General features: G+C 71.9%; 24 protein-coding genes and 1 riboswitch. Of the genes, 13 read left to right on the top strand and 11 right to left on the bottom strand.

Going from position 1 to position 23,202, the window contains the following annotated elements:
* Window positions 1–2 precede the first annotated feature (2 nt).
* From QSK37_RS36570 to QSK37_RS36560, 3 genes are all read right to left on the bottom strand, one after another.
* Window positions 3–980: a 1-acyl-sn-glycerol-3-phosphate acyltransferase gene (locus tag QSK37_RS36570; protein ID WP_285630090.1), complete on the bottom strand. Its 978-nt coding sequence runs from the start codon at window positions 978–980 to the stop codon at window positions 3–5.
* An 18-nt stretch (window positions 981–998) separates the two neighbouring features.
* Window positions 999–1,847, bottom strand: coding sequence for a patatin-like phospholipase family protein (locus QSK37_RS36565; RefSeq protein ID WP_285630087.1), 849 nt, complete (start codon window positions 1,845–1,847; stop codon window positions 999–1,001).
* Between the two features lie 61 nt (window positions 1,848–1,908).
* Window positions 1,909–2,814, bottom strand: coding sequence for an SDR family oxidoreductase (locus QSK37_RS36560; RefSeq protein ID WP_285630085.1), 906 nt, complete (start codon window positions 2,812–2,814; stop codon window positions 1,909–1,911).
* 54 nt (window positions 2,815–2,868) lie between these two features.
* Between QSK37_RS36560 and QSK37_RS36555 the strand changes: the two genes are divergently transcribed.
* Window positions 2,869–3,474 carry a TetR/AcrR family transcriptional regulator gene (locus tag QSK37_RS36555; RefSeq protein ID WP_285630083.1) on the top strand — a complete coding sequence of 202 codons (606 nt, stop codon included), beginning with the start codon at window positions 2,869–2,871 and terminating at the stop codon, window positions 3,472–3,474.
* Between the two features lie 111 nt (window positions 3,475–3,585).
* On the opposite strand, the gene QSK37_RS36550 is transcribed toward QSK37_RS36555, so the two are convergent.
* Window positions 3,586–3,984, bottom strand: a complete 399-nt coding sequence (locus tag QSK37_RS36550) for a hypothetical protein (RefSeq protein ID WP_285572823.1) — start codon at window positions 3,982–3,984, stop codon at window positions 3,586–3,588.
* Window positions 3,985–4,324: 340 nt separating this feature from the next.
* Here QSK37_RS36550 and QSK37_RS36545 point away from each other — a divergent pair, with 340 nt between their 5' ends.
* The 3 genes from QSK37_RS36545 (at window position 4,325) to QSK37_RS36535 (ending at window position 6,981) form a co-directional block, all read left to right on the top strand.
* A complete protein-coding gene (locus QSK37_RS36545) occupies window positions 4,325–5,080 on the top strand; it encodes a pirin family protein (protein ID WP_285630081.1) in 756 nt (251 codons plus the stop codon).
* Between the two features lie 357 nt (window positions 5,081–5,437).
* Window positions 5,438–6,226 carry an SDR family NAD(P)-dependent oxidoreductase gene (locus tag QSK37_RS36540; RefSeq protein ID WP_285630079.1) on the top strand — a complete coding sequence of 263 codons (789 nt, stop codon included), beginning with the start codon at window positions 5,438–5,440 and terminating at the stop codon, window positions 6,224–6,226.
* A 131-nt stretch (window positions 6,227–6,357) separates the two neighbouring features.
* Entirely contained in the window at window positions 6,358–6,981 is a 624-nt protein-coding gene (locus tag QSK37_RS36535; protein ID WP_285630077.1) for a hypothetical protein, read from the top strand.
* 19 nt (window positions 6,982–7,000) lie between these two features.
* On the opposite strand, the gene QSK37_RS36530 is transcribed toward QSK37_RS36535, so the two are convergent.
* Window positions 7,001–8,137, bottom strand: a complete 1,137-nt coding sequence (locus QSK37_RS36530; RefSeq protein ID WP_285630076.1) for an FUSC family protein — start codon at window positions 8,135–8,137, stop codon at window positions 7,001–7,003.
* Window positions 8,138–8,332: 195 nt separating this feature from the next.
* Between QSK37_RS36530 and QSK37_RS36525 the strand changes: the two genes are divergently transcribed.
* The gene (locus QSK37_RS36525) at window positions 8,333–10,408 is read left to right on the top strand and encodes a protein kinase domain-containing protein (protein ID WP_285630074.1); all 2,076 of its coding nucleotides are present in this window, start codon (window positions 8,333–8,335) and stop codon (window positions 10,406–10,408) included.
* A 213-nt stretch (window positions 10,409–10,621) separates the two neighbouring features.
* Here QSK37_RS36525 and QSK37_RS36520 read toward each other — a convergent pair whose 3' ends face one another.
* Window positions 10,622–11,134: a hypothetical protein gene (locus QSK37_RS36520; RefSeq protein WP_285630072.1), complete on the bottom strand. Its 513-nt coding sequence runs from the start codon at window positions 11,132–11,134 to the stop codon at window positions 10,622–10,624.
* A gap of 326 nt (window positions 11,135–11,460) precedes the next feature.
* Between QSK37_RS36520 and QSK37_RS36515 the strand changes: the two genes are divergently transcribed.
* A complete protein-coding gene (locus QSK37_RS36515; protein ID WP_285630070.1) occupies window positions 11,461–12,000 on the top strand; it encodes a GNAT family N-acetyltransferase in 540 nt (179 codons plus the stop codon).
* A 134-nt stretch (window positions 12,001–12,134) separates the two neighbouring features.
* Here the strand turns inward: QSK37_RS36515 and QSK37_RS36510 are convergent, their stop codons facing one another.
* Both QSK37_RS36510 and QSK37_RS36505 read right to left on the bottom strand, forming a co-directional pair.
* Window positions 12,135–12,974: a DMT family transporter gene (locus tag QSK37_RS36510; protein WP_285630068.1), complete on the bottom strand. Its 840-nt coding sequence runs from the start codon at window positions 12,972–12,974 to the stop codon at window positions 12,135–12,137.
* A gap of 6 nt (window positions 12,975–12,980) precedes the next feature.
* Complete coding sequence (locus QSK37_RS36505) at window positions 12,981–13,502, bottom strand: MarR family winged helix-turn-helix transcriptional regulator (protein WP_285630066.1); 522 nt, start codon at window positions 13,500–13,502, stop codon at window positions 12,981–12,983.
* A 94-nt stretch (window positions 13,503–13,596) separates the two neighbouring features.
* On the opposite strand from QSK37_RS36505, the gene QSK37_RS36500 reads away from it, so the two are divergent.
* The 6 genes from QSK37_RS36500 to QSK37_RS36475 all read left to right on the top strand — a co-directional run bounded on the left by QSK37_RS36500 (window position 13,597) and on the right by QSK37_RS36475 (window position 19,594).
* A complete protein-coding gene (locus tag QSK37_RS36500) occupies window positions 13,597–14,997 on the top strand; it encodes a sugar porter family MFS transporter (RefSeq protein ID WP_285630064.1) in 1,401 nt (466 codons plus the stop codon).
* A 211-nt stretch (window positions 14,998–15,208) separates the two neighbouring features.
* Entirely contained in the window at window positions 15,209–15,412 is a 204-nt protein-coding gene (locus tag QSK37_RS36495) for a hypothetical protein (protein ID WP_285630062.1), read from the top strand.
* A gap of 36 nt (window positions 15,413–15,448) precedes the next feature.
* Window positions 15,449–15,748 carry a hypothetical protein gene (locus QSK37_RS36490; protein ID WP_285630060.1) on the top strand — a complete coding sequence of 100 codons (300 nt, stop codon included), beginning with the start codon at window positions 15,449–15,451 and terminating at the stop codon, window positions 15,746–15,748.
* A gap of 102 nt (window positions 15,749–15,850) precedes the next feature.
* Entirely contained in the window at window positions 15,851–16,273 is a 423-nt protein-coding gene (locus QSK37_RS36485; RefSeq protein WP_285630058.1) for a Zn-ribbon domain-containing OB-fold protein, read from the top strand.
* Window positions 16,270–17,412 (top strand): thiolase C-terminal domain-containing protein, encoded by a 1,143-nt coding sequence (locus QSK37_RS36480; RefSeq protein WP_285630056.1) that lies wholly within the window; start codon window positions 16,270–16,272, stop codon window positions 17,410–17,412. The genes QSK37_RS36485 and QSK37_RS36480 overlap by 4 nt, the downstream gene beginning before the upstream one ends.
* An 85-nt stretch (window positions 17,413–17,497) precedes the next feature.
* Window positions 17,498–19,594, top strand: a complete 2,097-nt coding sequence (locus QSK37_RS36475) for a DUF6351 family protein (RefSeq protein WP_285630054.1) — start codon at window positions 17,498–17,500, stop codon at window positions 19,592–19,594.
* Here the strand turns inward: QSK37_RS36475 and QSK37_RS36470 are convergent.
* Both QSK37_RS36470 and QSK37_RS36465 read right to left on the bottom strand, forming a co-directional pair.
* On the bottom strand, window positions 19,585–20,070 hold the full coding sequence (locus QSK37_RS36470; RefSeq protein ID WP_285630053.1) for a DUF6194 family protein: 486 nt from the start codon (window positions 20,068–20,070) through the stop codon (window positions 19,585–19,587). The genes QSK37_RS36475 and QSK37_RS36470 overlap by 10 nt on opposite strands.
* A 72-nt stretch (window positions 20,071–20,142) precedes the next feature.
* Window positions 20,143–20,802, bottom strand: a complete 660-nt coding sequence (locus QSK37_RS36465; protein WP_285630051.1) for a TetR/AcrR family transcriptional regulator — start codon at window positions 20,800–20,802, stop codon at window positions 20,143–20,145.
* Window positions 20,803–20,890: 88 nt separating this feature from the next.
* Here QSK37_RS36465 and QSK37_RS36460 point away from each other — a divergent pair, with 88 nt between their 5' ends.
* The gene (locus QSK37_RS36460) at window positions 20,891–21,889 is read left to right on the top strand and encodes an amidohydrolase family protein (protein ID WP_285630049.1); all 999 of its coding nucleotides are present in this window, start codon (window positions 20,891–20,893) and stop codon (window positions 21,887–21,889) included.
* A 39-nt stretch (window positions 21,890–21,928) separates the two neighbouring features.
* On the opposite strand, the gene QSK37_RS36455 is transcribed toward QSK37_RS36460, so the two are convergent.
* Entirely contained in the window at window positions 21,929–23,077 is a 1,149-nt protein-coding gene (locus tag QSK37_RS36455) for a phosphoribosylaminoimidazolecarboxamide formyltransferase (protein ID WP_285630047.1), read from the bottom strand.
* A 32-nt stretch (window positions 23,078–23,109) separates the two neighbouring features.
* Window positions 23,110–23,194: riboswitch (ZMP/ZTP riboswitch) on the bottom strand.
* Between the last annotated feature and the right edge of the window lie 8 nt (window positions 23,195–23,202).

The raw sequence follows: 23,202 nt of genomic DNA, 5'->3' as shown, positions 1-23,202 counted from the left end.
TATTACCCCTGTTCTGGCCGGTTCTCCGCGATCCAGGCGTCGATGGTCTCCCACCAGTCATAGAGCCAGCGCTCCCGATCCTCCTCCGGGATCTCCTCGTGGGAAATCCTCCACCAGCGGGCGCGCAGAGGTTGCTCCATCGGGATGTTCCGCCAGATGTCGCGCGGGGAGAGCAGATCGTCCGCGCCCGTGTGCGCGACGAAGACGACGTCGGCGTGCGGCGCGGCGGCGAGCGCGGCGAGCGTGCCGGTCCCCCGGGGCGGCAGGACGTTCGTCATGCCGCGCGCGCGTTCCGCCGCGGCCCGGCGGCCCCGGCGGCGCAGGCTGCGGATCGCGCGTACGCGGCGGCGTGGGGTGAAGTTGCCGCCCTCGGGGAAGATCAGCAACGCGTCGCGGCCCGCCAGCGCTGCGGCCTGCCGCCCGATCTCGGCCGCCACCCGCCCGCCCGGTTCCTCACGCCCGGTGACGAAGACGTTGGGCAATCGCCCCAGCACCACGTCGACCGCCGGGTCCAGCCGCAGGGCCGCCTTCATGACGATCCGTGGCCGGCGCCCGTACACGTTGAGGAGGAAGTGCACGATCAGGAAGGAGTCGCCCGGCCCGGCGTGCCGGCTCAGCACGATCACCGGCCGGTCCGAGGAGGCGTTCAGCGGTTCCTGGATCTCGATCACCAGGCCCAGCGCGCGCGTCGCGACGCCGTACATCCGGCCGAGGAACCAGCCGCACAGCGCGTAGTGCCGCTCGCGCGCGGTCTCCGGGTCGCCGCCGGCCGGCCACAGCGCGAGGGCGGCGCAGAGCACGACGCACTCCATCGCCAGCCACGACACCGCGATGACCGTCACCCGCGCGACGCGCCGGCGGCCGCGCGAGACGACCAGCCCGAGGAGGAGGAGCGGCGCCCCCACGACGACGGCGACGGCCGTGACCACCACCAGCAGCGGGATGAGGGCCACTCGCCGGACGAACCGCGGGGGGATCACGAGTCCGCGCTCCGCCGCTCAGTCGCCCGCGAGGTACGCGCTGGTCGCGCGGTACGCCCGCTCGATGTTCGCCTCGACCCGCGAGGCGTCGCGGTAACGCAGCTGCGACAGGCCGCCGCCCGCCCCGGTCGTCCCGGTGGGGAGCACGTGGACGGTCACGTCGTCGGGCAGCTCCGCCATCTCCTCGGCGAACCGGTGCCGCCGCGCGATCTCGAAGGCGACCAGGCCCACCTGCCAGGGACGGGCCGGCTTGGTGAGCGGGGTCTCGATGCGGCCGACCTGCAGGACATAGATCGTCCGGGCGCCCTCCCGCAGCGCGCGGCCGATCGGGATGCTGTGCACGAGCCCGCCGTCGTAGAAGTGCTCGTCCCCGATCCGTACCGGCGGAAGGATGCCGGGCACCGCGCACGACGCGAGCACCGCCGGGATCAGCGGCCCGCGGGTGAACCACCGGGCCTCGGCCCGCTCGATGTTGGCCGCCACGCAGTGGAACGGCACCGCCAGGTCCTCGATCCGGTCGGCCGGGATGAGCGCGTCGATCGCGGTGGCCAGGAGGCTGGTGGAGTGCAGGTGAGTGCCGGACCGGATGAGCGTGGACATGCGGCTGATGAACGACCCGGAGAAGACCGAGCCCGCGCCGTCCCCCTGCCACGCCGTGGTCAGCAGGTCGGCCGCGCCCGCCGGGTCGGCGGCCACGAACGCGCCGTTGAACGCGCCCACCGACGTGCCGACGACGAGGTCGGGCCGGATCTCCGCCTCGGCGAGCGCGCGCAGCATGCCCACCTCGTTGGCGCCCAGCAGACCACCGCCACCCAGTACGAACGCGGTTTTGGGATGTTCCACCATCGTCTCCCGTCGAACGACCACGGCTTGCTCCCCTTACCCAATCGGGACGTTCACTCACGGCCTCGCCCGACCCGGCTCGGGCTCACCTGCGCCGGGCCAGTTCGGAGTGGTACTCGCGGCCGATCCGGTCGGCGTTGTCGCGCAGGTGGTCCGTCAGCCGCGTCGGGCAGGTGGCCTCGCCCTCGACCATGACGAGCTCGGTCATCAGCCCGTCGATCTCGTCGCGGGTCAGCACGACGTCCCTGGTCAGCAGCGACAGCCCGCGCACGATCAGGGAGACGACCGCCGGCGGGAGGTGAACGGGACGGAACCGCCGGCCGATCGCGCCGGCGACGGCGGCGACCAGGTCCTCGAAGGCGAACCACTCGGGCCCGACCGCGTCCACCACCGTGTCGGTCTCCTCGGCCCCGAGCCGGACGCACAGCTCCGCGAGGTCCTCGACGTGCACCGGGCGCAGCCGGTACCGCCCGTCGCCCGGGATGCCGAACACGTCGAACCGGCGCAGCAGCCACGCGATGTTGTTGAGCAGGATGTCCGGCCCGCCGAAGATGACGCCGGGCCGGACGATGGCGTACGTCAGGCCGCTCTCCGCGACGAGGTCCTCCACCTCGGCCTTGCCGCGGTAGTAGGCGTAGAACGAGTCGGCGTCCGGGTTGGTGATGCTGAGGTGGACGACGCGCTCGACGCCCGCCCGCGCGGCGGCCCGCAGCAGCGCGGCGGTGTTGGCGACGGCCTCCCGGTGGCTGGTGCCGCCCGGCGCGTACCGCGCCCAGTAGGTGTTGTAGAAGGTGGTGACGCCCGCGAACGCCTCGTCGAGCGCGGCGGGGTCGTCGAAGCGGTAGGGGAACACCGGGATGTCCGCGTCGGGGGGCGCGTGCCCGGTCAGCGTACGGACCGTGTGGCCCGCGCTCTCCAGGCGCCGCCTGAGATAGGTTCCGGTGTATCCGTACGCCCCGGTCACCAGGTCCGTCGGCAGATCCGTCGGCATGAGATCACGCTCTCCTCGCGGTAGGAGCCACACCGATGAAAATCATACATTCGTATGAGTGAACGCCAAGAGGTCACGCGTGCCCGCCTGCTGCGGGCGACGCTGGAGGTGCTCGGCCGCCACGGCGTCGCGCGGACGACCTCACGGGAGATCGCCGCCGCGGCCGGGGTGAACCTCCAGGCGATCACGTACCACTTCGGCTCCAAGGACGCCCTCGTCGCACAGGCCCTGGTCGACGCCGTACGGACGTGGATCGAGCCCGCGCGCACGGCGCTGACCGGTATCGCGGGCGATCCGCTGGGCGGCCTGTTCGCCACGGTCGCGGCGCTGCGGGCGGCGCTCGACGAGGCGCACGAGCACGCGCCCGCCTACCTGGAGGCGCTGGCGACGGCGGCGCGCGACGAGGCGGTCCGCGCCCCGATCGTGGCGATGCTGGCCGAACTGCGGGAGGCGCTCGCCGCGAGCATCCGCGAGCTGCGCGACGCCGGGCTCATCGCCTCCTGGGTGGAGCCGGAGCCGATGGCCGCCCTCATCGTCGCGGCCGGCGACGGCTTCGTGCTGCACACGACACTGGACCCGGACGCACACTCCCCCGGCGCGACGCTGGACCAGGTCACCCGACTGCTGCTGGCCGCGTCGATGCGGTACGAGCCGGAGTGAGGACCCGCCGTGCCGCCACCGTCGAGGCCCGTCGAACGGACCGGCCCGCTCCCCCGTCGACCGGAGAAGCGGGCCCAGTGGTTCGGTCCGATCCGTCCCCCACGGACGCCTTCAGTGGTCGCAGGCGGACCTGATCCGATCGCCGGCGCTCATCAGACTGGTGCCGGTCGTGGGGTACTGCGGTCCGCCCCGGTCGCCGCGGTCCATCGCCGTCAGCTGCTGGCTGAGCTGCTCGAGCGAGGAGGCGGCGTCGTTGGCCGCGCTCTCGACATCGCTGTCGCCGGAGTCCCGCCCTTCCTGCCTTATCGCGGTGGCACTGTTGTAGTAAGTGCGAGCCAGCCCGTTCGGATCATTGTTCTGGGAAATGCCACTCTGGCTCACCTGCGAAATCGTGTCCTGAAGCTTGTCGCAGGCGGCTTTCTTGTCATCGTTGCCGCACGCGGCCGCGGACGTTGCCAGTGTCGCGGCGAGAGCACACGCTCCGGCGATTCGTATCGGTGTTCTTCGCATCGAACTCGACTCCCTTCGGGGGCTGGCGACGAGCTACCGACGCCCGTCGTGATGCCGTGTCAAGATCTTTCGTTCACCTCCTTCGATCTGGAAACATCATGCATCACTCTGCGTGTTCGGCCCATCACTTTCGGGTTAGGTCTCAGAACCGCCGATCCCACGTCCTTCAGAAAGGCCTGACCTGCGGAAATGCGAAATCAACCGAGACGAATACCGCCCGGTCCGGCCTAATGGATCACTCCGCGGCCGCGCGAACACCCCCGGACGCCGGCGGCGGCGCGAGGGGAATAGCGCCGCCGGGCAGGTAGTTTAAGGTTCAACCATCGAGGATAGGAGCGACATGAAGGTGCGGCCAGGAATCGAGGTCCGGCGAGCGGACGAGCGGTTCGCGACGAAGATCTCGTGGCTCGACTCCAAGCACTCGTTCTCCTTCGGACACCACCACGACCCCGCCAACACCCACCACGGGCTGCTGCTGGTCAACAACGACGACATCGTCAAGCCGGGCACCGGGTTCGAGACCCATCCCCACCGCGACATGGAGATCGTCACGTGGGTGCTGCGCGGCGCGCTCGTCCACCAGGACTCCGAGGGGCACAACGGCGTCATCTACCCCGGCCTGGCGCAGCGGATGAGCGCCGGCACGGGCATCCTGCACTCGGAGAAGAACGACCGGCCCGCCGGGCGGCCCGAGCCCACCGAGCCGGTGCACTTCGTCCAGATGTGGGTGGTCCCGGACGAGGCCGGCATCACGCCGGGGTACGAGCAGCTCGAGATCGAGGACGAGCTCCTGCGCGGCGGCCTCGTCACGGTCGCCTCCGGCATGCCCCGCCACGAGGACCGGTCCGCGATCCGCATCAAGAACAAGTACGCGGCGCTGCACGTGGCCCGGCTGGAGGCGGGGCAGAGCGTGGAGGTGCCCGAGGCGCCGTTCGTCCACCTGTTCGTCCCTCGCGGCGGGGTCGCCCTGGAAGGCGCCGGCGACCTGAACGCGGGCGACGCCGCCCGGCTCACCGCGGCCGGCGGCCGGCGCGTCACCGCCACCGAGCCGTCCGAGGTGCTGGTCTGGGAGATGCACGCCACCATCGCCGCCTGACCGGAGCGGCGAGCCGACGAGCGAGCGGAGCGGCCGGTGAGGTACGAGCCGTCCGTGTAGCGAGTGAGGAGGCGAGCGCGACCAGAGAACCCGCGGCGAGCCGACGAGCGAGCGGAGCGGCCGGTGAGGTACGAGCCGTCCGTGTAGCGAGTGAGGAGGCGAGCGCGACCGGCGAATTCGTGCGGCGAGCCGACGAGCGAGCGGAGCGGCCGGTGAGGTACGAGCCGTCCGTGTAGTGAGTGAGGAGGCGAGCGCGACCATCGAGCGCGCGACCGAGCCGGACCCCGCGAGAGGCCCGGCTCCCGTGTGCGTACCGTAGGCGATCACTCACCGTTCGCCTGGGTACGGTGGAACCCTATGGACATCGATCTGAGTGGACGCACCGCCCTTGTCAGTGGATCGACCAAGGGGATCGGCCGGGCCATCGCCGCCCGGCTGGGCCGCGCCGGCGCCGCCGTGGTGGTCAACGGACGGAACGCCGACCAGGTGGCCGCGACCGTACGCGACCTCGCCGGCGACTCGGGCCCGGTGAGGGGCATGGCGGCGGACCTGGCGTCCGCCGAGGGCGCGGCCCGGCTGTTCGACGAGCTGCCCGAGATCGACATCCTCGTCAACAACCTCGGCGTCTTCGCGCCCCGGCCCGTACTGGAGATCGACGACGACGAGTGGCGCCGCTACTTCGAGGTCAACGTCCTGTCCGGCGTACGGCTCACGCGGCACTACCTGCCGAAGATGATCGAGCGCGGCTGGGGGCGCGTGCAGTTCATCGCGAGCGACTCGGCGGTCGTCATCCCGGAGGAGATGGTGCACTACGGCATGACGAAGACGGCGCTGCTGGCGGTGTCACGCGGGTACGCGAAGGCCGCCAAGGGCACGGGCGTCACCGTCAACACCGTCATCGCCGGGCCGACGCACACGGAGGGCGTGGAGGACTTCGTCGCCGAGCTCGTGGGCGCCGACCTGCCGTGGGACGAGGCACAGCGGCGCTTCATGGCCGAGCACCGGCCGAACTCCCTGATCCAGCGCCTCATCGAGCCGGAGGAGATCGCCGACATGGTGGTCTACCTCAGCTCGGAGAACGCCTCGGCGACGACCGGCGGCGCGCTCCGCGTGGACGGCGGCTACGTGGACAGCATCTTGCCCTGACGGCTCACGGCTTGATCTGGGCGCGGTTTTGATCGTCACCAGCGGTGGCAAAAACGCGGGTCCGGGGCTCCACGCGGGCCGGGCGTGCGTGATGACGTCTCTCCGAACACCAGAACTCGGAGGACTCTTCCATGATCAAGAATCTGGCCGGATACGCGTTGACCGGCGCCACGCTCGTGACCGGTGGCGGGCTCGCTCTCGTCGCCGCGCAGGCGCCCGCGTACGCCGATCGCTTCTCCACGGTCTACTCCTGCGACGTCCCGATGCTGGGATCCGGGGCCGTCGTCCTCGACGGCCGGCTCTCCTCGCCGGGCCAGACGGCCGTGACCCGGCCGACCGGCGTCCGCCTGCACCTGTCGCGGCTGGGCGCGGGGGCACCGGTGCCCATCGACGCCTGGAGCGCCTCGGCGTGGATCAACGTCGGCGGCGCGGAGAACAGCGCGTTCCGCGTGACCGGCTCCGGCGGCTACGTGCCGGTGGGCCAGCCGATCCGCGGGGACCTCACCGGCGACTGGACGCCTGCCGTCAGCGGCACCCACGTGCTCACCGTCGGCCGCCTCAAGATCACCGTGACCGGCCCGGCCATCGGCACGGTGACGGCGCGCTGCGTGCCGAACGACCGCCCGGTGGCCGAGACCCTCGCGGTCCTGCCGTCGTACTACCCCGGCTGGAGCGGCCCGATCGTACCGCCGTACGCGGGCTCGGCCCGTCCCGTCGCACCGTACCGGCCCGGCTGGGTCGGTCCGATGGCGTGACGCCGCGCCGGGGTCCGTCTCACGGCTCACGTCCGTAGGACAGGTCCTGGTCGTCCGCGAGGCCGGTGAGCATCCGGTCGATCTCGATGAGGAGCGGTCCGTGGATCAGCCATCCGTCGAGCCGGAACTCATCGGCCCGCAGACGTCCGTGCAGGTGACCGCTGTGTTCGCGCGCCGCGTCCAGGACGGCCGGCAGGTCCGGGGCGCCCGTGTCGAGGCGCCGGCGCCGGTAGGCGCGGACGACCGTGGCGCCGTGGCACAGCATCTCGGCGTACACGGCGAGGAACCCGGGGTCGGGGTCGGGCATGCCCTCCTCGGCGGCGTCGACGAGGGTCCGGCAGATGCCCTGCGTCTGCTTGGCCACGACCTCCAGCGGCAGCAGCACCGCGGACAGGTCCTCGCCCCGCCGGCCGGGCCGCGAACGCGGGTTCATCCGCATGCTCTCCCGGCCCCGCCGGATCGCGGACCACGCGTCCTCCGTACGGGCCCTCAGGTCGTCCGACCGGCGCAGCCAGTCGCGCGCGTCGTTGACGTCCCACTCTCCGGCGAGACCGTCGCCGAGCCGGTCGAGCTGACCGGCGATCTCCTCGGCCACGCCCGTGACCGCCTCGTGGGCGTCGCGCAGGTGCGTCGGAGGCAGGATGAGGGCGTTGACCAGCACCCCGACGGCCATCCCCAGCCCGGTCTCGAGGAGACGCCAGCCCATGGCGTGCGCGCTGGGCTGACCCGAGGTGACCACGAGCACCGCGGTGAGCGGGCCGTAGATCCCCTGGTCGCCGAAGGTCCGCAGGTTGACCAGCGGCATCGTCACGAGCAGCACGACGATGAGGGCCACCGTACGGTCGCCGGCCAGCGCGAATCCGGCGGTCGCCACGACCACCCCGAAGACCACCGCGAACCCCTGTTGCAGGCCCTTGACCACCGAGCGGTACACCGTGGTGTGCACCATGACGAGGGCGACCCACGGGGCGAGGGACGCCAGCGGCGCGTGCAGCACCTCGTACGCGACGAGCCACGCGAGGGCCGCCGCGACCGCGGACTTGGCCGACTGGACGAGCAGGTCGCGCTCACGACTCGGCCCGCGAAGAGCGCGCCGCAGCGACCGGAGCGCGTATCCGGCGTGCCAGCGCAGCCACGCGACCGGGCGTACCACCATGGGGCACGCCTGCCCCGCAAATCGGTCGGCTAACACGCGATCGGTTGATACGCGATGCCTTTCCGGCCGTCGCGCCGATCGTCCGGGCGGTTCCGCGCGTCGAAGAAAGACGTACCGCGGATCAGGGTTTTCCGGCATGTCCGGACGGGTCTTCGCGGAGTACGGTCATAAGTCGGCGCGAAGAGATGAGCTGCGGTGGACGGTCAACGACGTACGGGCGCGGGGACACCACTGCGGCCCGGCGATCCCGAGCAGGTGGGTCCGTACGCGCTCCAGGCGCGGCTCGGCGAGGGCGGCATGGGCGCCGTCTACCTCGGGCGCGGCCCGGACGGACGCCAGGTGGCGATCAAGGTGGTGCGCGCGGAACTGGCGCAGGACCCCGGGTTCCTCACGCGCTTCCAGGACGAGGTGACCAACGCCCGGCGGGTCGCGTCGTTCTGCACCGCCCAGGTGCTCGACCACGGCGAGTCCGGCGGCCGCGCCTACATGGTGACGGAGTACATCGAGGGCGTCTCGCTCAAGGACTACGTCAAGCAGAACGGCGAGCTGTCGCCCGGCATGCTGCACGGCGTGGCGGTCGGGGTGGCCGCCGCCCTGGTCGCCATCCACGCGGCCGGGCTGATCCACCGCGACCTCAAGCCCGCGAACGTCATGCTGTCCTTCTCCGGGCCGCGCGTCATCGACTTCGGCATCTCCCAGGCCCTCGACGCCGCCTCCGGGCTGACGATGACGGGCCAGCTCGTCGGCAGTCCCGGCTGGATGGCGCCGGAACGCATCCTGCGGCAGCAGGTGACGACCGCGGTCGACATCTTCTCGTGGGGATGCCTCGTCGCGTACGCGCGCAACGGCGTCAATCCCTTCGGCACCGGCGACTTCTCGGTCATGTCGGCCCGGCTGGTGCACGGCGACCCGGAGATCGGCGACCTGCCCGCTCCCCTGGACCGGCTCGTACGGGCGGCGCTGGACAAGGACCCGCACAACCGCCCGACCGCACGAGACCTGCTGCTCGCCCTGGTCGGCGGCGAGACCAGCGAGGCGGCGGTGCTGGGCAAGCTGACGGCCTGGCAGCCGCCGATACCGCCGGCGGGTCCCGTCCCCGGTCAGGGCTCGTTCCCGCCGGGACCGCTCTCCGGGCCGCTCCCCGGACCGCCCTCCGGGCCGCCGGAGGGGCCCGGCCACACCGTCGCGGCCGGCTCCGGCATGCCCGGCGGTCCGGGACACACCGTCGCGGTCACGCCGGAGCGTACGGCCCCGACCGCGAACCCGACCCGGCCGATGCCTCCGGACGGCGGGTCCCCGGCCCGGCGGCGTGGCCGGGGCAGGGTGCTCCTGGCCGGTGCGGCGGCGGTCGTCGTCGCGGCGGCGGTGACCGGCTGGCTGCTCACCCGGCACGACGGCGGGAAGCCCACCGGGGCCGCCGGCGGGTCGGGACCGGCGCCGTTGCCGAAGGCCGGCCTGCTCGTGCGCATCGACCGGCAGAGCGGCTGGCCGAGCCGCTGCTACGGCAGCATCGGCAGACTCGTCCCGACCACCCACGTGGCGGCCAAGGTGATCAGCGACGACGACAAGTGCGACATGCTGCCCCGCTGGTCGCCGGACCGGAAGCAGATCGCCTTCACCCGGAACGTCAGCGCCACGGTCAACGAGCTGTGGATCACGAACGCCGACGGCACCGGGACACCCCGGATGATCACGGACATCGTCGACGGCCGCACGCGCAGTGCCTGGTCACCGGACGGCAAGAAGATCGCGATCGTCGCCAAGACGCCGTCGGGACGGCAGATCGCCGTGATCACGATCGCCCACCCGGAGACGCCGCTGCGGCTCACCGGCGACGGCGCCGACAAGGACGACCCGGCCTGGTGCGGAAACCGCGTCGCGTTCTGGAGCAAGAAGAGCGGGACCCAGCAGATCTACACGGTCGACGCGGGTACGGCGGGCGGCTCGTGGACCCAGGTCACCCACGACGACCACGACGTCAACGACCCGTCGTTCTCGCCGGACTGCAGGACGATGGCCTACACCGAGCAGCCGGCCAAGGACGCGCGCCACGTCTGGCTCACCCCCTCCGACGGCACCGGCACGCCGCGCCGGCTGACCTCGACCGCGACCCGCGACATGGACCCGACCTTCTCCCCCGACGGCACCTGGATCGCGACCGCCCGCGGCGAGACGGCGCACCAGAGCATCTGGGCGATCCGCGTCGACGGCACGGGCGCGATGCCCGTCTCCGCCGGCGACCTGGGCATCGCCCACCCCGACTGGTCCTGAGCCACGGCCCGCCGTCCGGCCCGGACGCGGTCTCTACCGGCGCGAACCCCGACCGCGTCGAGGTGGCCGACGCACCGCGTACGTCGTCGACGAGTCCGGCTCCGGCCCCGCGGGCGAAGACCTGTTGACCCGCGTCGGCCCATCGGCTGACCCGCCCGCCGCCCGGAGCCGAGGCCACGCGGCTCAGCCCGTGTCGAACCAGCCCGTGTCGAATCAGTCCGCGTCGAACCAGTCGCGGCCGGCCGCCCAGTGGCGCAGCCAGCCGCCGAACCCGGGTTCGGCGGTGGTGTACCCGAAGGGCCGGCCGAACGGCTGGGCGCCGACGTCGGTGAACTGCCAGACGTGCCCGCGGTGCTCGCCGGTCACGACCAGCCGCCAGTCCATCGCGCAGCCGTCGGTGCCGAGGTGGACGGTGCCGTCCCCCTTCGCCGGCCCGGTCTCCTCGTCCCAGAACCGGGCGGAGGTCAGCGGGAACGGCCGCGCGAGCGTCGCGTCGGCCTCCGGCCCGGTCAGCGCACCGAGACCGGACAGCCCGTACGCGGGCGGGCCCGCCGGGCATCCGTCGGACACGGTGGCGAGGAAGCCGCGGAACGGCGCGGGCAGCTCGATCGCGTGCGCGGCCTCGAAGGCGCGCACCGCGGCCCAGCCCGCCGGCGGCTTCCGGTCCACGTTCGCCAGCACCGCGCGCAGGGCGTCCGGCTCGTCCCGCGGATCGTCGGCTCGCACGTCCGTACCCGACCACAGCACCGACGCCACCGCAACCGGCCGAGTGACTCCTGATGATGCGTCACAGCGCCGGAGGCGGGGGTAGCCGATGGCGGGCTTCTCCTGACAGGAGAGAATTCTCCTGCCAGGAGAACCCCTCGAGAGGAACACCCGCTCCCGCCCGGTCCGACATTTCCGGCCGCTAGTGCTCTGACCGGGAAGGTTCGCCGGGGCGGTGGTCGCTTCGTCAGTCTTGGAGCCAGCCGTGCGTTCTCCTTCTGACCGGCGGTAGCAGTCCCGAAGAAAATGGATTGCCTTGGGGACAGCGCTCACGTTGGCTGGGCAGCATGGTCGAGCTGCGTACCGATCGCCTCGTACTCCGTCGATGGCAAGACTCCGACTTCGAACCGTGGGCGGCGATGAATGCTGATCCTGAGGTCCGGGAGTACTTGGGCGACCTGCTCACCCGTGAACAGAGCGATGCCTCCGTGGCGCGGTTCCAGGCCGAGTTCGACCAGCGGGGCTACGGATGGTGGGCAGTTCAATTGCAGGCCACGGGCGAGTTCATCGGCTTCGCGGGTTTGGACCAGGTGGATGATGGCATGCCGTTCACGGGAGTAGAGATCGGTTGGAGGCTCGCTCGCTCGGCCTGGGGCCAGGGTTACGCCACCGAGGCCGCCTTGGCCGGCCTGGCCTTCGGCTTCGAGACGCTTGAACTTCCCGAGATCCTCGCAGTGACGACTGCTACCAACCTGCGTTCCCAAGCGGTGATGCGCCGGATCGGCATGACCCGAGACCCGGCTGAGGATTTCGAGGACCCCACCGCGCCCGAAGGGCCACTGCGTCCGAACGTGCTGTACCGAATCGCGCGTGGCGTGAGGGTCTGACGCTCTCGGCTCGGTCGCTGGTACCTGCGCACACGGACAGGCTCAGCCACCACACCCCCCAACGGTCGGATCGGACGTCTCAGGACATCCAACCGCTGGAACCGCCGACCCGGCGGACCTTCCCGGTCAAAGCACTAGCCGAGTGTGAGCAGGCCGATCGCGGCGGCGGCGCCGAGGAGGCCGGCGGTCTGTAGCGCGCTCAGCCGCTCGCGCAGGGCGGTGATGCCCAGCAGGACCGGGATCGCCGGGTAGAAGGAGGACAGCACGACCGCCACGACGAGCAGTTCCTCCCGCGTCGCCGCCAGGTAGAACATCAGCGCGGTGGCGGCCATGGCGCCCGTGCCCGCCGCGAGGAGCACCTGGCGTCCACCCGCGCGCCGCGCGGCGGCCCCGGCCGTCACCAGCAGCGGGAGGATGGTGAGCGCCGCGGCCAGGCGTCCCGTGACGACCGGCCAGACACCCGCGCGCGGCGCGGCCTGGGCCAGCGCGACGTACTGCAGGGCGATGCCGGTGCCGGCGAGCAGGCCGTCGAACGCGGACGCGCCCGTGCGCCGTCCGCCGGCCCCTTCGCCACGGGAGACCAGCCACAGCGCGGGCACGGCGACGGCGATGCCGAGCCAGGAGAGCGCCGAGGGGTGGTCGCCGAGCAACGCGACGCCGACCACGGCGGGCAGCGCGACGCCGCTGACCGCGCTGACCGGCACCACCACGCTCATGGCGCCACGGCTGAGGCCCCGGAACAGGAAGAGCATGCCCAGCCCGGTGCCGACTCCGGACAGCGCACCCCAGCCGAGGTCGGACACCGGCACCGCGGTCACCGGGAACGCCGGGGCCGCGGCCAGCGCGAGCACGAGGCCGCCGAGCTGCCCCGCGAGGGCGACGGCGACGAAGCCCGCACGGCGTGAGAGCAGCCCGCCGGCGAAGTCCGACAGCCCGTAACACACCGCCGACGCGAGCGCGAGGAGCGCACCCACGCCCGCTCAGCCCCGCTGGTCGCGCTCGGCCTGACCGACCGGGCACACCGCGTTGTCCGTGCAGGCGCCGCGGTCGCAGAGGCGGCAGAGCAGCTCCGCGTCACCGACCTCCCCGTACGCACGGGCCAGCAGCTTGGCCAGCAGCGCCGCCAGCGTCTCGTGCTCCTCGTCGTCGAGGGCGCCGAGCAGACCGGCGAGCGGGGCGTCGCGCGCGGCCAGCAGGTCGCGTGCCAGCCGTCGCCCGGCCGGCGTGGGCTCCACGGTGACGGCCCGGCCCGCGCCCGGCCGCCGCGTCACCAGGCCGCCGGCCTCCAGAGAGTCGACCATGCGCGCGGCGGCGGACTGGGTGAGGCCGACCCGGCGGCCCAGCTCGGTCACGCCGACGGCGGGCGACCAGAACAGGACCACGAGGGCGGACGCGCCGCTGACGCTCACCCCCGCGGTCCGCGCGGCGCCGGCCAGCGCGAGGTCGGCCACAGCCAGAGCGGTGGCGCCCAGAAGGTTCGCGGTACGCGCTCGATCATGCATGACTCATGCATATCATGCCGCGCCGGGCTCACCGCCCGTACATGAAGGCACGCAAAGCGGGTAGGCGCGATGAACGTCGAGAGGAGCACACGGCATGCCGAGTTTCACGCGGGAAGCGGCGCGTAATCCGTTCATTCTGAAGATCTCGCTGCTGGCCGCCCTCGGCGGACTGCTGTTCGGCTACGACACGGGCGTCATCTCCGGGGCGCTGCTGTACATCAAGAAGGACCTGAACGCCGGCGACCTCGCCCAGTCGTGGATCGTCGCCGGCCTGCTCGTCGGCGCGGTGTTCGGCGCGCTCGCCGGAGGACGCCTGGCGGACCTGATCAGCCGGAGATGGACGCTGCTGGTCAGCGGCGTCGTGTACGTCGGGGCCGCGCTGGCGGCGGCCTTCTCCCAGTCGTCGGGCCAGCTCGTCGCGGCGCGGATGGTGCTGGGCCTGGCCGTGGGCGCGGCGTCGGCCGTGGTGCCGCTCTACATCGCCGAGCACACGCCGCCGAAGATCCGCGGCGGCACCGTGTCGTACAACCAGCTGATGGTCACCGTCGGCATCCTCGTGGCGTACCTCGTCGACTTCGCGCTGCGCGACGTCGGCTCGAACTGGCGCTGGATGTTGGGCCTGGGCGCCCTGCCGGGCGTGTTCCTGGTCCTCGGCATGCTGTTCGTGCCCTACTCCCCGCGCTGGCTGATGCAGCGGGGCCGCCGCGACGAGGCCCGGGACGTGCTGCGCCGCACCCGCGCGGGCGAGGACTACGAGAAGGAGCTCACCGAGATCGAGTCGGTGCTGTCGGAGGAGCGCCGCGCCGGGCTCGGCACGCTGCTGCGGCCGTCGCTGCGCCCGATGCTGGTCATCGGGATCGGCCTCGCCGTCATCCAGCAGGTCGTCGGCGTCAACACGGTCGTGTACTTCTCCCCGACCATCCTCACCTACACCGGACTGCACGCCAACGACGCGATCGCCCAGGCGCTGTCGGTCGGCATCACGAACGTCGTCTTCACCGTCATCGCGGTCCTGCTGCTCGACCGGGTCGGCCGCCGCGCGCTGCTCATCGCCGGCACCATCGGGCTGACCCTCGCGCTCGCGACGCTGGCGGCGTTCTTCGCCTTCCACTGGCAGCACTCCGCGCCGTGGGTGGCGCTGGTCGCCCTCGTGGTCTTCATGGCCTCGTTCGCCGTCGGGCTCGGCCCGGGGTTCTGGCTGATGATCTCCGAGATCTTCCCGCTGGGCGTACGGGGCACGGCGATGGCGGTGTGCAGCGTGTTCAACTGGGCCGCCAACTTCGTCGTCTCCTACTACTTCCTGCAGCTCATCGACGCCATCGGCAAGGCCTGGACGTTCAGCCTGTACGCCGTGATGGGCATCGTCGGAATCGCGTTCTTCGTCACCAAGGTCCCCGAGACCAAGAACCGCACGCTGGAGGAGATCGAACGCGACCTCGGCGCACCCTCGTCGTCATCCTCCACGCGGACGAGCACCCGGCACCGCACTGCCTGAAATGACCGTCGAGCGACAAGGTGCAGCGATACGGTGCTCGACGTTTCTTCCATTCCGCCCAGGGGAGTCCCGAACAGATCAACGGTGACGGATTCCGCGGATCGGTGATGCCCGGCCCCATGGACTCATGGGACCTGTACGAAAGGCTCATAACGAGCGTGTAATTCCGGTTATCTTTGGTTCGCCCGAATACCGGCCACTAAGGATCGTCGTGAGTAACCACGCCGTACGTCTCGGCGCCAGCGTGCTGGCACTGACCTCTGTCTTCGCCATGTCCGCGTGCAAGGACAACGCGAAGACCGACGACGCCGAACCCAGCCCGAAGGCCGACTTGCCGGCGGCGAGTTCCACGCCGTCGGCGCCCGGCACGCCGTCCCCGTCACCCTCGTCGACCGCGGTGCCCAGAACCACTTAGGCCGCGATCGCGCGTTACATCACCTTTCTGCGCGCGGTGAGCCGAAGCGACGTGAAGACGATGTGCGTCATCGGCGGACCGGCCGCCAAGAAGGCCGAGGACGAGGGATTCGGGAAATGCCGGACCACCTTCGCCATCACGCTGAGCATGATCTCCGACGCGCAGTTGAAGGCGCTGCGGACCGCCACCGTCGACAAGTCGAAGGTGACGAGGCGGGCCAACGGAGACGTGGACATCCCGGCGCGCGCCGTGGTCGCCGACGTGAGGTTCACCGCACACGACCTGAGCGATATGACGCTGTCCTACCGGCACGGCAACTGGTTCATCATCGACTGAGGTCGGACAGGTGAGGGCGGGGCTGGCCGACTTTTAGAAAACCGTTCTAGAATCGGCGTCGCATCCATGAGGGGTGCCCAGGCTCCACCGGAGGGGCGACGCATGTCCGCCGACCAGTCCAAGGCGATTCCCCGACCGACACCCGAGACCCGGCCGTTCTGGGACGGCGCCGCAGCCGGTGAGCTGCGGATCCAGCGCTGCGTCGCCTGCGCGCGACACTACTTCTACCCGCGCCCGGTCTGCCCGCACTGCGGCTCGTCCGACGTCGAATGGGTGACGGCCAGCGGGCGGGCCACCCTCTACTCCTACGTCATCAGTCACCGCCCGGCGCCGGGCTTCGCCGGCGACGGTCCGTACGCGATCGCCGTCGTCGAGCTGGAGGAGGGCGTGCGGATGATGACCAACATCGTGCACACCGAGATCACTCCGGAGAACCTCGCGCTGGACATGCCGCTACGCGTGGTGTTCGAGCCGCGCGGCGACGTCCACGTCCCCCTCTTCGAGCCGGCGGGAGAGGCGTCATGACCGCGGTCATCATCGGGGCGGCCGAGACCGACGAGGTGGGGCGGCTGCCGGAGCACTCGGCGTTCCGGCTGCACCTGGAGGGCGCGCGCAACGCGCTCGCCGACGCGGGCCTGACCAAGGACGACGTCGACGGGGTCGCGACGGTCGGCACGCCCGGTCCCGTCCAGGTCGCGCACGCGCTGGGCGTCACCCCGGCCTGGCTCGACGGCACCTCGGTCGGCGGCACGTCGTTCCTGTTCCACGTACGTCACGCGATGGCGGCGATCGAGGCCGGCCTGTGTCACACCGTGCTGGTCACGCACGGCGAGTCCGGGCGGTCGCGGGTCGGCGCGCCGCCGCGCGCGTTCGGGCCCGACTCGCTGCTGGGCCAGTTCGAGCTGCCGTACGGGACGATGGGGCCGGCCACGACCTTCACCGTCACCGCCCTGCGGTACATGAAGGAGACCGGCCTCACCCACGAGCAGCTCGCCTCGGTCGCGGTGGCCCAGCGCCGGTGGTCCAGCCGCAACCCGCGTGCCGCGATGCGCGACCTGGTCACCGTCGACGACGTGCTCGCGTCACGGCTCGTCGCCTACCCCTTCCACCTGCTCGAATGCTGCCTGGTCACGGACGGCGGCGGCGCTCTGGTCGTCACCTCGCGCGAGCGCGCCGAGGCGCTCGGTACCCGCAAGCCGCCCGTGTACGTACTGGGCGCCGGCGAGTCGGCCGAATCGCCGATCATCTCCCAGATGGAGGACTTCACCACGTCGCGGTCGTTCCGCCTGTCGAGCCAGGCGGCGTTCGCCGAGGCGAAGATCACCCACGGCGACGTCGACCACCTGATGATCTACGACGCGTTCGCGCATGTGCCGATCTACGGGCTGGAGGACATGGGCTTCGTCGGGCGGGGCGAGGCGGGCGCCTTCATCGCGGAGGGGCACACCTCCCCCGGCGGCCGGCTGCCGATGAACACCAACGGCGGCGGCCTGTCGTACACCCACACCGGCATGTACGGCATGTTCGCGATGCAGGAGTCGATCCGGCAGCTCCGCGGCGAGGCCGCGGCCCAGGTGCCCGGCGTCGAGGTCGGCGTCGTCCTCGGCAATGGCGGAATGTTCATGTCCGCCGCCACACTGGCGCTCGCGAACCGCCTGCCCTGACACTGATTCCCGGCCTCCGCCCGTGCGGCGGCGGCCGTCCCCCCGGCGCCGCGCCCCGCGGCGCCCCGAGTGAGCGGAGTGGCCCGTGGCAGATCGACGACGGCACCTCGCCGTCGCCTGCGTCGCGCTGGCGACGGCGTTGCCTCTCGTACCGGCGGCGGCGAACGCGTCGCCGGCCGCGCACGCGCGCCTGACCATCACGTCCGTGTCCAACCCCCGGCCGGACCTCGTCAGCGGCGGCCAGGTGCTGATCCGGGTCGTCCCGGCGGGCACCCGGCCGACGACCGTCACCACGAACGGGCACGACGTCACCTCGGCGCTGCGCCGGGAGCCCGACGGCAGCCTCCTCGGCACGGCCGGCGGCCTCCGCGACGGCACGAACACCATCGAGGCACGGCAGGCCGGCGCCCGGGCCACGCTGCGCGTCGTGAACCACCCGATCACCGGGCCGGTCTTCTCCGGCCGGCAGCAGCTCCCGTTCTACTGCGAGACCCAGGCGTTCGGCCTGCCGGCGGCCACCCAGCCGTACTGCTCGGCGCCCACGCAGGTCGGCTACCAGTACCGGACGACCGCCGGGACGTACGCGCCGCTCGCCGATCCCTCCGCGCGGCCCGCCGACCTGGCCACCGCCACGGTCAACGGCGCGAAGGTCCCCTACATCGTGCGGGTCGAGCGCGGCACGATCGACCGCGCGGTGTACGAGATCGCGGCGCTGTACGACGGCACGCCGCCCTCGCCGACCACGCCGGACCGCGGCTGGAACGGCCGGCTCGTCTACACCTTCGGCGGCGGCTGCAACGCCGGCTACCACCAGGGCCGCTCGACCGGCGGCGTGCTGGACGACCTGTTCCTCGGGCAGGGCTACGCCGTCGCCTCCTCCACTCTGAACGTGCTGGACAACAACTGCAGCCCGATCATCTCGGCCGAGGCGGCGATGATGGTCAAGGAGCACTTCGCCGAGACGTACGGGCCGATCGCCCACACCATCGGCTGGGGTGGCTCCGGCGGCGCGATCCAGCAGTACGACATCGCCGAGAGCTACCCGGGCGTCGTGGACGGCATCATCCCCGGTGTCTCCTTCCCCGACCCGCTGACCACGCTCGGGCCGGTGACGGACTGCCGGCTGCTGGACCGCTTCTTCGGCGGTGCGGGGGCCGCGTTCACCGACGCGCAGAAGAAGGCGATCGCCGGGTTCAACGACTTCACCACCTGCCCGTCGTGGGACCAGACGTTCGCCAGCCGCGCCACCGCGACGGACAGCTGCGACTCGGCCATCCCGGTCTCCGCACGCTGGAACGCGGTGACCAACCCGTCCGGCGTCCGGTGCAACGCGGACGAGCAGTTCGCCGACCAGCTCGGCCGCGACCCGCGGACCGGGTTCGTACGCAGCACCCTCGACAACGTCGGCATCCAGTACGGCCTGGCCGCGCTGAAGGCGGGGACGATCACCCCGGCCCAGTTCACCGCGCTCAACACCTCGATCGGCGGCCTCGACCACACCGGCAAACCGGTGGCGGCCCGCACCGAGGCCGACCCGAAGGCACTCGCGGCGGCGTACGCGAACGACATCGTCAACTCCGCGGCGCAGGGCCTGCGGCAGACGCCGATCATCGACCAGCGCACCGACCTCGACCTGGCCGGACCGGGGAACGACATCCACACGACCGAGTGGTCGTTCGTCATGCGGCAGCGCCTGCTGCGGTCGAACGGCACGGCGGCCAACCAGGTCATCATCGAGAGCGACACGACCCCGGCCCAGGTCGCGGCCGCGTCGGCGTACGAGCTGGACGCCATGGACCGCTGGCTCACCGCCATCGACGCCGACCACTCGGGCCGCGACCCGCGGCACAAGGTCCTCGCGGACCGGCCCGCCGACCTGGCCGACGGCTGCTACCTGACCGCCGCGGACCGGATCCGCGAGCCCCTCACCTACCCGTCCGGCGGACAGTGCGGCGCGCGGTACCCGGTGGCCGCCGACACCCGCATGGTGGCCGGGGAACCGCTCGCCATGGACGCCACGAAGTGCGCGCTGAAGCCCCTGGACTTCCGCGACTACCCGGTCACCTTCACCGCGGACGAGCAGCGGCGGCTGCGAGCGACGTTCCGCACGGGCGTCTGCGACTACGACCGCCGGCCCCCGGGATGGCGGAAGCCCGCCGGCACCTGGCTGAGCTACCGCTGAGACCCGGTCCCCCGTGCGGTGCGGCGTTGATACGCGCGCACCGCACGGGCGTGGGCACCAGTGAGGAGTTTCCGCGCCTGCTCCGCGGTCCGCTCCCCGGGGTTGAGGATGGCGACCCACGACTGGGCCGCGTACACCGGATGCGGCATCAGTGTGTCCACGGCGGTGTGATCGACGTCCACCGACCGTGCCGGGTGGCCGAACAGCTCCTCGAACGCGGTGCGGCCGACGGCGATGTTGAGGCGGAAGACGCCGGGGCGGTTCAGGTCCGAGGCGGTGTCGAAGCCGTCGTAGTCCTTGGTGACGATCGTGGCGAAGGGCATCCGGCGGTCGGGGGGCGTGTCGCCGTCGGGGTCGTGGAAGAAGAACGTGTCGCCCCAGGCGATCTCCGGCGCTCCGGTCTCCTCACCGGCGGTCTCGGCGACGACACCGGGCAGAGCCGTCACGAACGCGATGATCTCTTGCTGTGATTCCATACATTCGAGCGTCTCATTGAAACTCCCTGTGAGACTTACGTCGAAAATCCCCAGGAAAACCGCGCCAGACCCTCAATACCGAGACGCGCCGGCGGCCAGGCCCCCGAGGACCAGCTCCAGTTTGGCCGACAGCGCGGGGCCGAGTTCGAACGGTGCCGGCCGGCCGGTGACCTGTGGCAGGGCCCAGCGACTGACGGTGTCGGCGTAGCAGGATGAGAGCACCTCGGCGACCGTGTGGGCCGGTGCCGTCGTGCTGAACTCCGCCCGGTCCTGACCCAGCTGCACGACCGCCCGGAGCGACTCGAAGGTCGGGAACGGCTCGCCGGCGTCACCGATCTCCGTCATCCGGCCCTGGACCAGCACGATCGTCAACGGGACATCGGACTCGCTGAGCCGGCCGAGCACGGCGAACTGCCGCCGGAGCAGCTCCGCCGCGGGCACCGGGGGGCCGTCCCCCTCCGCGGCCGCGTCCGGCAGGGCGGCGGCGAGCCGCTCACCCCGCTCGGCTCGCCAGGCCGCCAGGATCGCCTGCTTGGCGGGGAAGTGGTTGAACAGGGTCCGGCGGGCGATGTCCGCTCGGCCCGCGATGTCGTCCATCGTCGTGTGGGCGTACCCGCGCGCGGAGAACAGCTCCAGCGCGGCCTCCAGGATGCGGCGCCTGGTGCGCTCACGCTGCCGGGCCCTGCGGTCCGCGGCCGGGGGCGCCTGAATATCGCCGGCGACGTTGTCCATCTCCCTCATCATCCCAGGTGATGCCGACCATCGCGGCACAGACTGCACTCTAGTGCAGCAATGCACTAGAGTGCAGTTACCTCCAACGATGAAGGGAATCGCGGTGTCGGCTCACAGCTCGGTCATCGACTTCCACGCGCACTTCGTGCCTGACTTCTACCGGGACGCCGCCGTGAAAGCCGGGTACGGGAACCCGGACGGCATGGCGGGCTTCCCGCACTGGAGCGTGGACGAGGCGCTGGCCATGATGGACCGGTGCGGGGTCGCCGTGGCGGTGGCCTCGGTGTCATCGCCCGGAGTCCATTTCGGCGACGACGCCGCGGCGCGGCACCTGGCCCGCAGCGTCAACGAGTTCAGCGCGACCGTAAGGGACGAGCACCCGGACCGGTTCGCCTTCCTGGCCTCCCTGCCGCTGCCCGACGTCGAGGGCGCACTGGCCGAGATCGACCACGCCTACGACGTGTTGCACGCCGACGGCGTCACGCTGAAGACGAACGCCCGCGGACTGTACCTCGGGGATCCGGCGATGGAGCCGGTTCTGGACGCCCTCGACCAGCGGCGCGCGCTCGTCGTCCTCCACCCGACGTCGCCGCCCGGCTGGGAGGCGGTCTCGCGGGGCTGGGGGCGGCCGATGATCGAGTTCCCGTTCGACACCACGCGGGCCGTCGCCGACCTCCTCCTGCGCGGCGGGCTCATCCGCCATCCGGGCATCCGGATGGTGGTTCCGCACGGCGGCGGTGCCCTCGCGGCGTTCGCCGACCGCATCGACGAGTTCACGCGCATCTTCGCCGTCGCCGACGGCCCCGACGTGGCCGGCCAGCTCCGGAACCTGTACTACGACCTCGCCGGTTTCCCGGTCCCACGGCAACTGCCGTCGCTGCTGGCGATGACCGATCCCTCTCACCTGCTGTACGGAACGGACTGGCCGTGGACGCCCGAGCCGGTCATCGCCGCCGCCACCTCCGGGATCCAGGCGAGCCCGCTCCTCGACCAGGACCAAGTCACCGCGATGATGACGACGAACGGTCTCCCCCTGCTCGACCGATTCGGCGCCGATGAGAGCGCGTCGTCGGATCCCGCGGCATAAGACGTCCGCTCCGTACCGCGATGAGGCCGTCCGCCCGGTTCAGTGGTGGAAGAGCCGGAGCCCGGTCCGTACGAGCGCGATCCCGTGCTCGCGGCAGGCGTCGGCGACCTCGCCGGAGCGGATCGAGCCGCCCGGCTCGGCGATGTACGCCACGCCGTGGCGCCGGGCGTGGTCGACGTTGTCGCGGAAGGGCAGCGCGCCGTCGGAGGCGAACGCCACGCCGGTCAGCCGGCGCGCCCACTCCTCGCGGTCGGCCGCGGTGAGGGCGGTGACCGGCCCGGCCAGCGCCTCGGTCAGCCGTCGTTCCTCGTCGGGGGTCAGGCCGCCCTCGGCGTACCGGATCCGCCAGTTGAGGCGGTCCTGCGCCCGGGTTCCCGGCGCGAAGGCCAGGCCTCGCACCGCCGGATGCCTCCGTAGCCACCAGAGGTCGGTCTTGCGCCCGGCCAGGCGGGTGCAGTCGACGCGCGACTGCTGCCCCGCGCCGACCCCGAGAGTCATGCCGTCGCGCACGTAGCAGACCGCGTTGGACTGGGTGTACCGGAGCACCACGAGCCCGAGCAGGAGGTCCCGCACGGCCGTCTCGGGCTGCGCCGCGTCGCCGGCCGGGTCGAGCAGGTCGCGGGAGATCGGCGCCTCGTCGCGGTCCTGCGTCAGTTGGACGCCGAAGACCTCCCTGGTCTCCCGGGACGGCGGGACGAACGCCTCGGCGGCCTCGAAGACGACGAAGCGGCCCTTCTTCTTGCGGCTCAGGGCGGCCACGGTGCCGGGAGCGTAGCCGGGTGCCACGATGCCGTCGCTGAACACCGGGCCCAGCGCGTCGGCGAGTTCGGCGTCCACCGGGTGCGACACCGCCACGAAGTCGCCGTAGGAGGATCGGGGGTCGGCGTCCCGGGCCCGCAGGTAGGCACTGGTGAGCTCCCCGGGGCGGTCGAGCCCGTACGGCTCCGCGGCGACCTCGTCGAGCGGTCCGGACACGGCCGCCCCGGCCGGCGAGACGTGCTTGAAGGACGCGGCCGCCGGGCGGCCGAGCACCCGGCTCGCCTCCCGGACGAGCTGCCACCCGGACAGCGCGTCGAGCAGGTTGATGTAGGAGGGGGTGCCGTTCAGCGGCCGGAGCGGCGTGCCGCCGTCCCCTGCCGGTACCGCCCGCGCCTCCTGGTGCGGGTTGATCCCGTAACGAAGCTCCACGCCGTGGCCTCCTCAGCGGTCGATGTCGCTGATGGAGGCGCCCAGGCGGTCGGTGCCCGCATCCGTGTCCGGCCGCTCCCCGGTGGTGATCCACCTTCGCCAGTCACGGCCGCCGCCAGCGTACC

The organism is Actinoallomurus iriomotensis (genome assembly GCF_030269445.1).
GTDB classification, from domain to species: domain Bacteria; phylum Actinomycetota; class Actinomycetes; order Streptosporangiales; family Streptosporangiaceae; genus Actinoallomurus; species Actinoallomurus iriomotensis.
The sequence above is the reverse complement of the archived record's forward strand: the minus strand, read 5'-3'. Positions and strand labels throughout refer to the sequence as shown.

Coding starts and splice junctions, on each gene's coding strand:
- QSK37_RS36545 (WP_285630081.1), top strand. CDS start 4,325: ATGAAGGTGCGGCCAGGAATCGAGGTCCGGCGAGCGGACGAGCGGTTC.
- QSK37_RS36480 (WP_285630056.1), top strand. CDS start 16,270: ATGACCGCGGTCATCATCGGGGCGGCCGAGACCGACGAGGTGGGGCGG.
- QSK37_RS36540 (WP_285630079.1), top strand. CDS start 5,438: ATGGACATCGATCTGAGTGGACGCACCGCCCTTGTCAGTGGATCGACC.
- QSK37_RS36470 (WP_285630053.1), bottom strand. CDS start 20,070: ATGGAATCACAGCAAGAGATCATCGCGTTCGTGACGGCTCTGCCCGGT.
- QSK37_RS36530 (WP_285630076.1), bottom strand. CDS start 8,137: ATGGTGGTACGCCCGGTCGCGTGGCTGCGCTGGCACGCCGGATACGCG.
- QSK37_RS36550 (WP_285572823.1), bottom strand. CDS start 3,984: ATGCGAAGAACACCGATACGAATCGCCGGAGCGTGTGCTCTCGCCGCG.
- QSK37_RS36460 (WP_285630049.1), top strand. CDS start 20,891: ATGAAGGGAATCGCGGTGTCGGCTCACAGCTCGGTCATCGACTTCCAC.
- QSK37_RS36515 (WP_285630070.1), top strand. CDS start 11,461: ATGGTCGAGCTGCGTACCGATCGCCTCGTACTCCGTCGATGGCAAGAC.
- QSK37_RS36465 (WP_285630051.1), bottom strand. CDS start 20,802: ATGGACAACGTCGCCGGCGATATTCAGGCGCCCCCGGCCGCGGACCGC.
- QSK37_RS36555 (WP_285630083.1), top strand. CDS start 2,869: ATGAGTGAACGCCAAGAGGTCACGCGTGCCCGCCTGCTGCGGGCGACG.
- QSK37_RS36500 (WP_285630064.1), top strand. CDS start 13,597: ATGCCGAGTTTCACGCGGGAAGCGGCGCGTAATCCGTTCATTCTGAAG.
- QSK37_RS36505 (WP_285630066.1), bottom strand. CDS start 13,502: ATGCATGATCGAGCGCGTACCGCGAACCTTCTGGGCGCCACCGCTCTG.
- QSK37_RS36485 (WP_285630058.1), top strand. CDS start 15,851: ATGTCCGCCGACCAGTCCAAGGCGATTCCCCGACCGACACCCGAGACC.
- QSK37_RS36535 (WP_285630077.1), top strand. CDS start 6,358: ATGATCAAGAATCTGGCCGGATACGCGTTGACCGGCGCCACGCTCGTG.
- QSK37_RS36560 (WP_285630085.1), bottom strand. CDS start 2,814: ATGCCGACGGATCTGCCGACGGACCTGGTGACCGGGGCGTACGGATAC.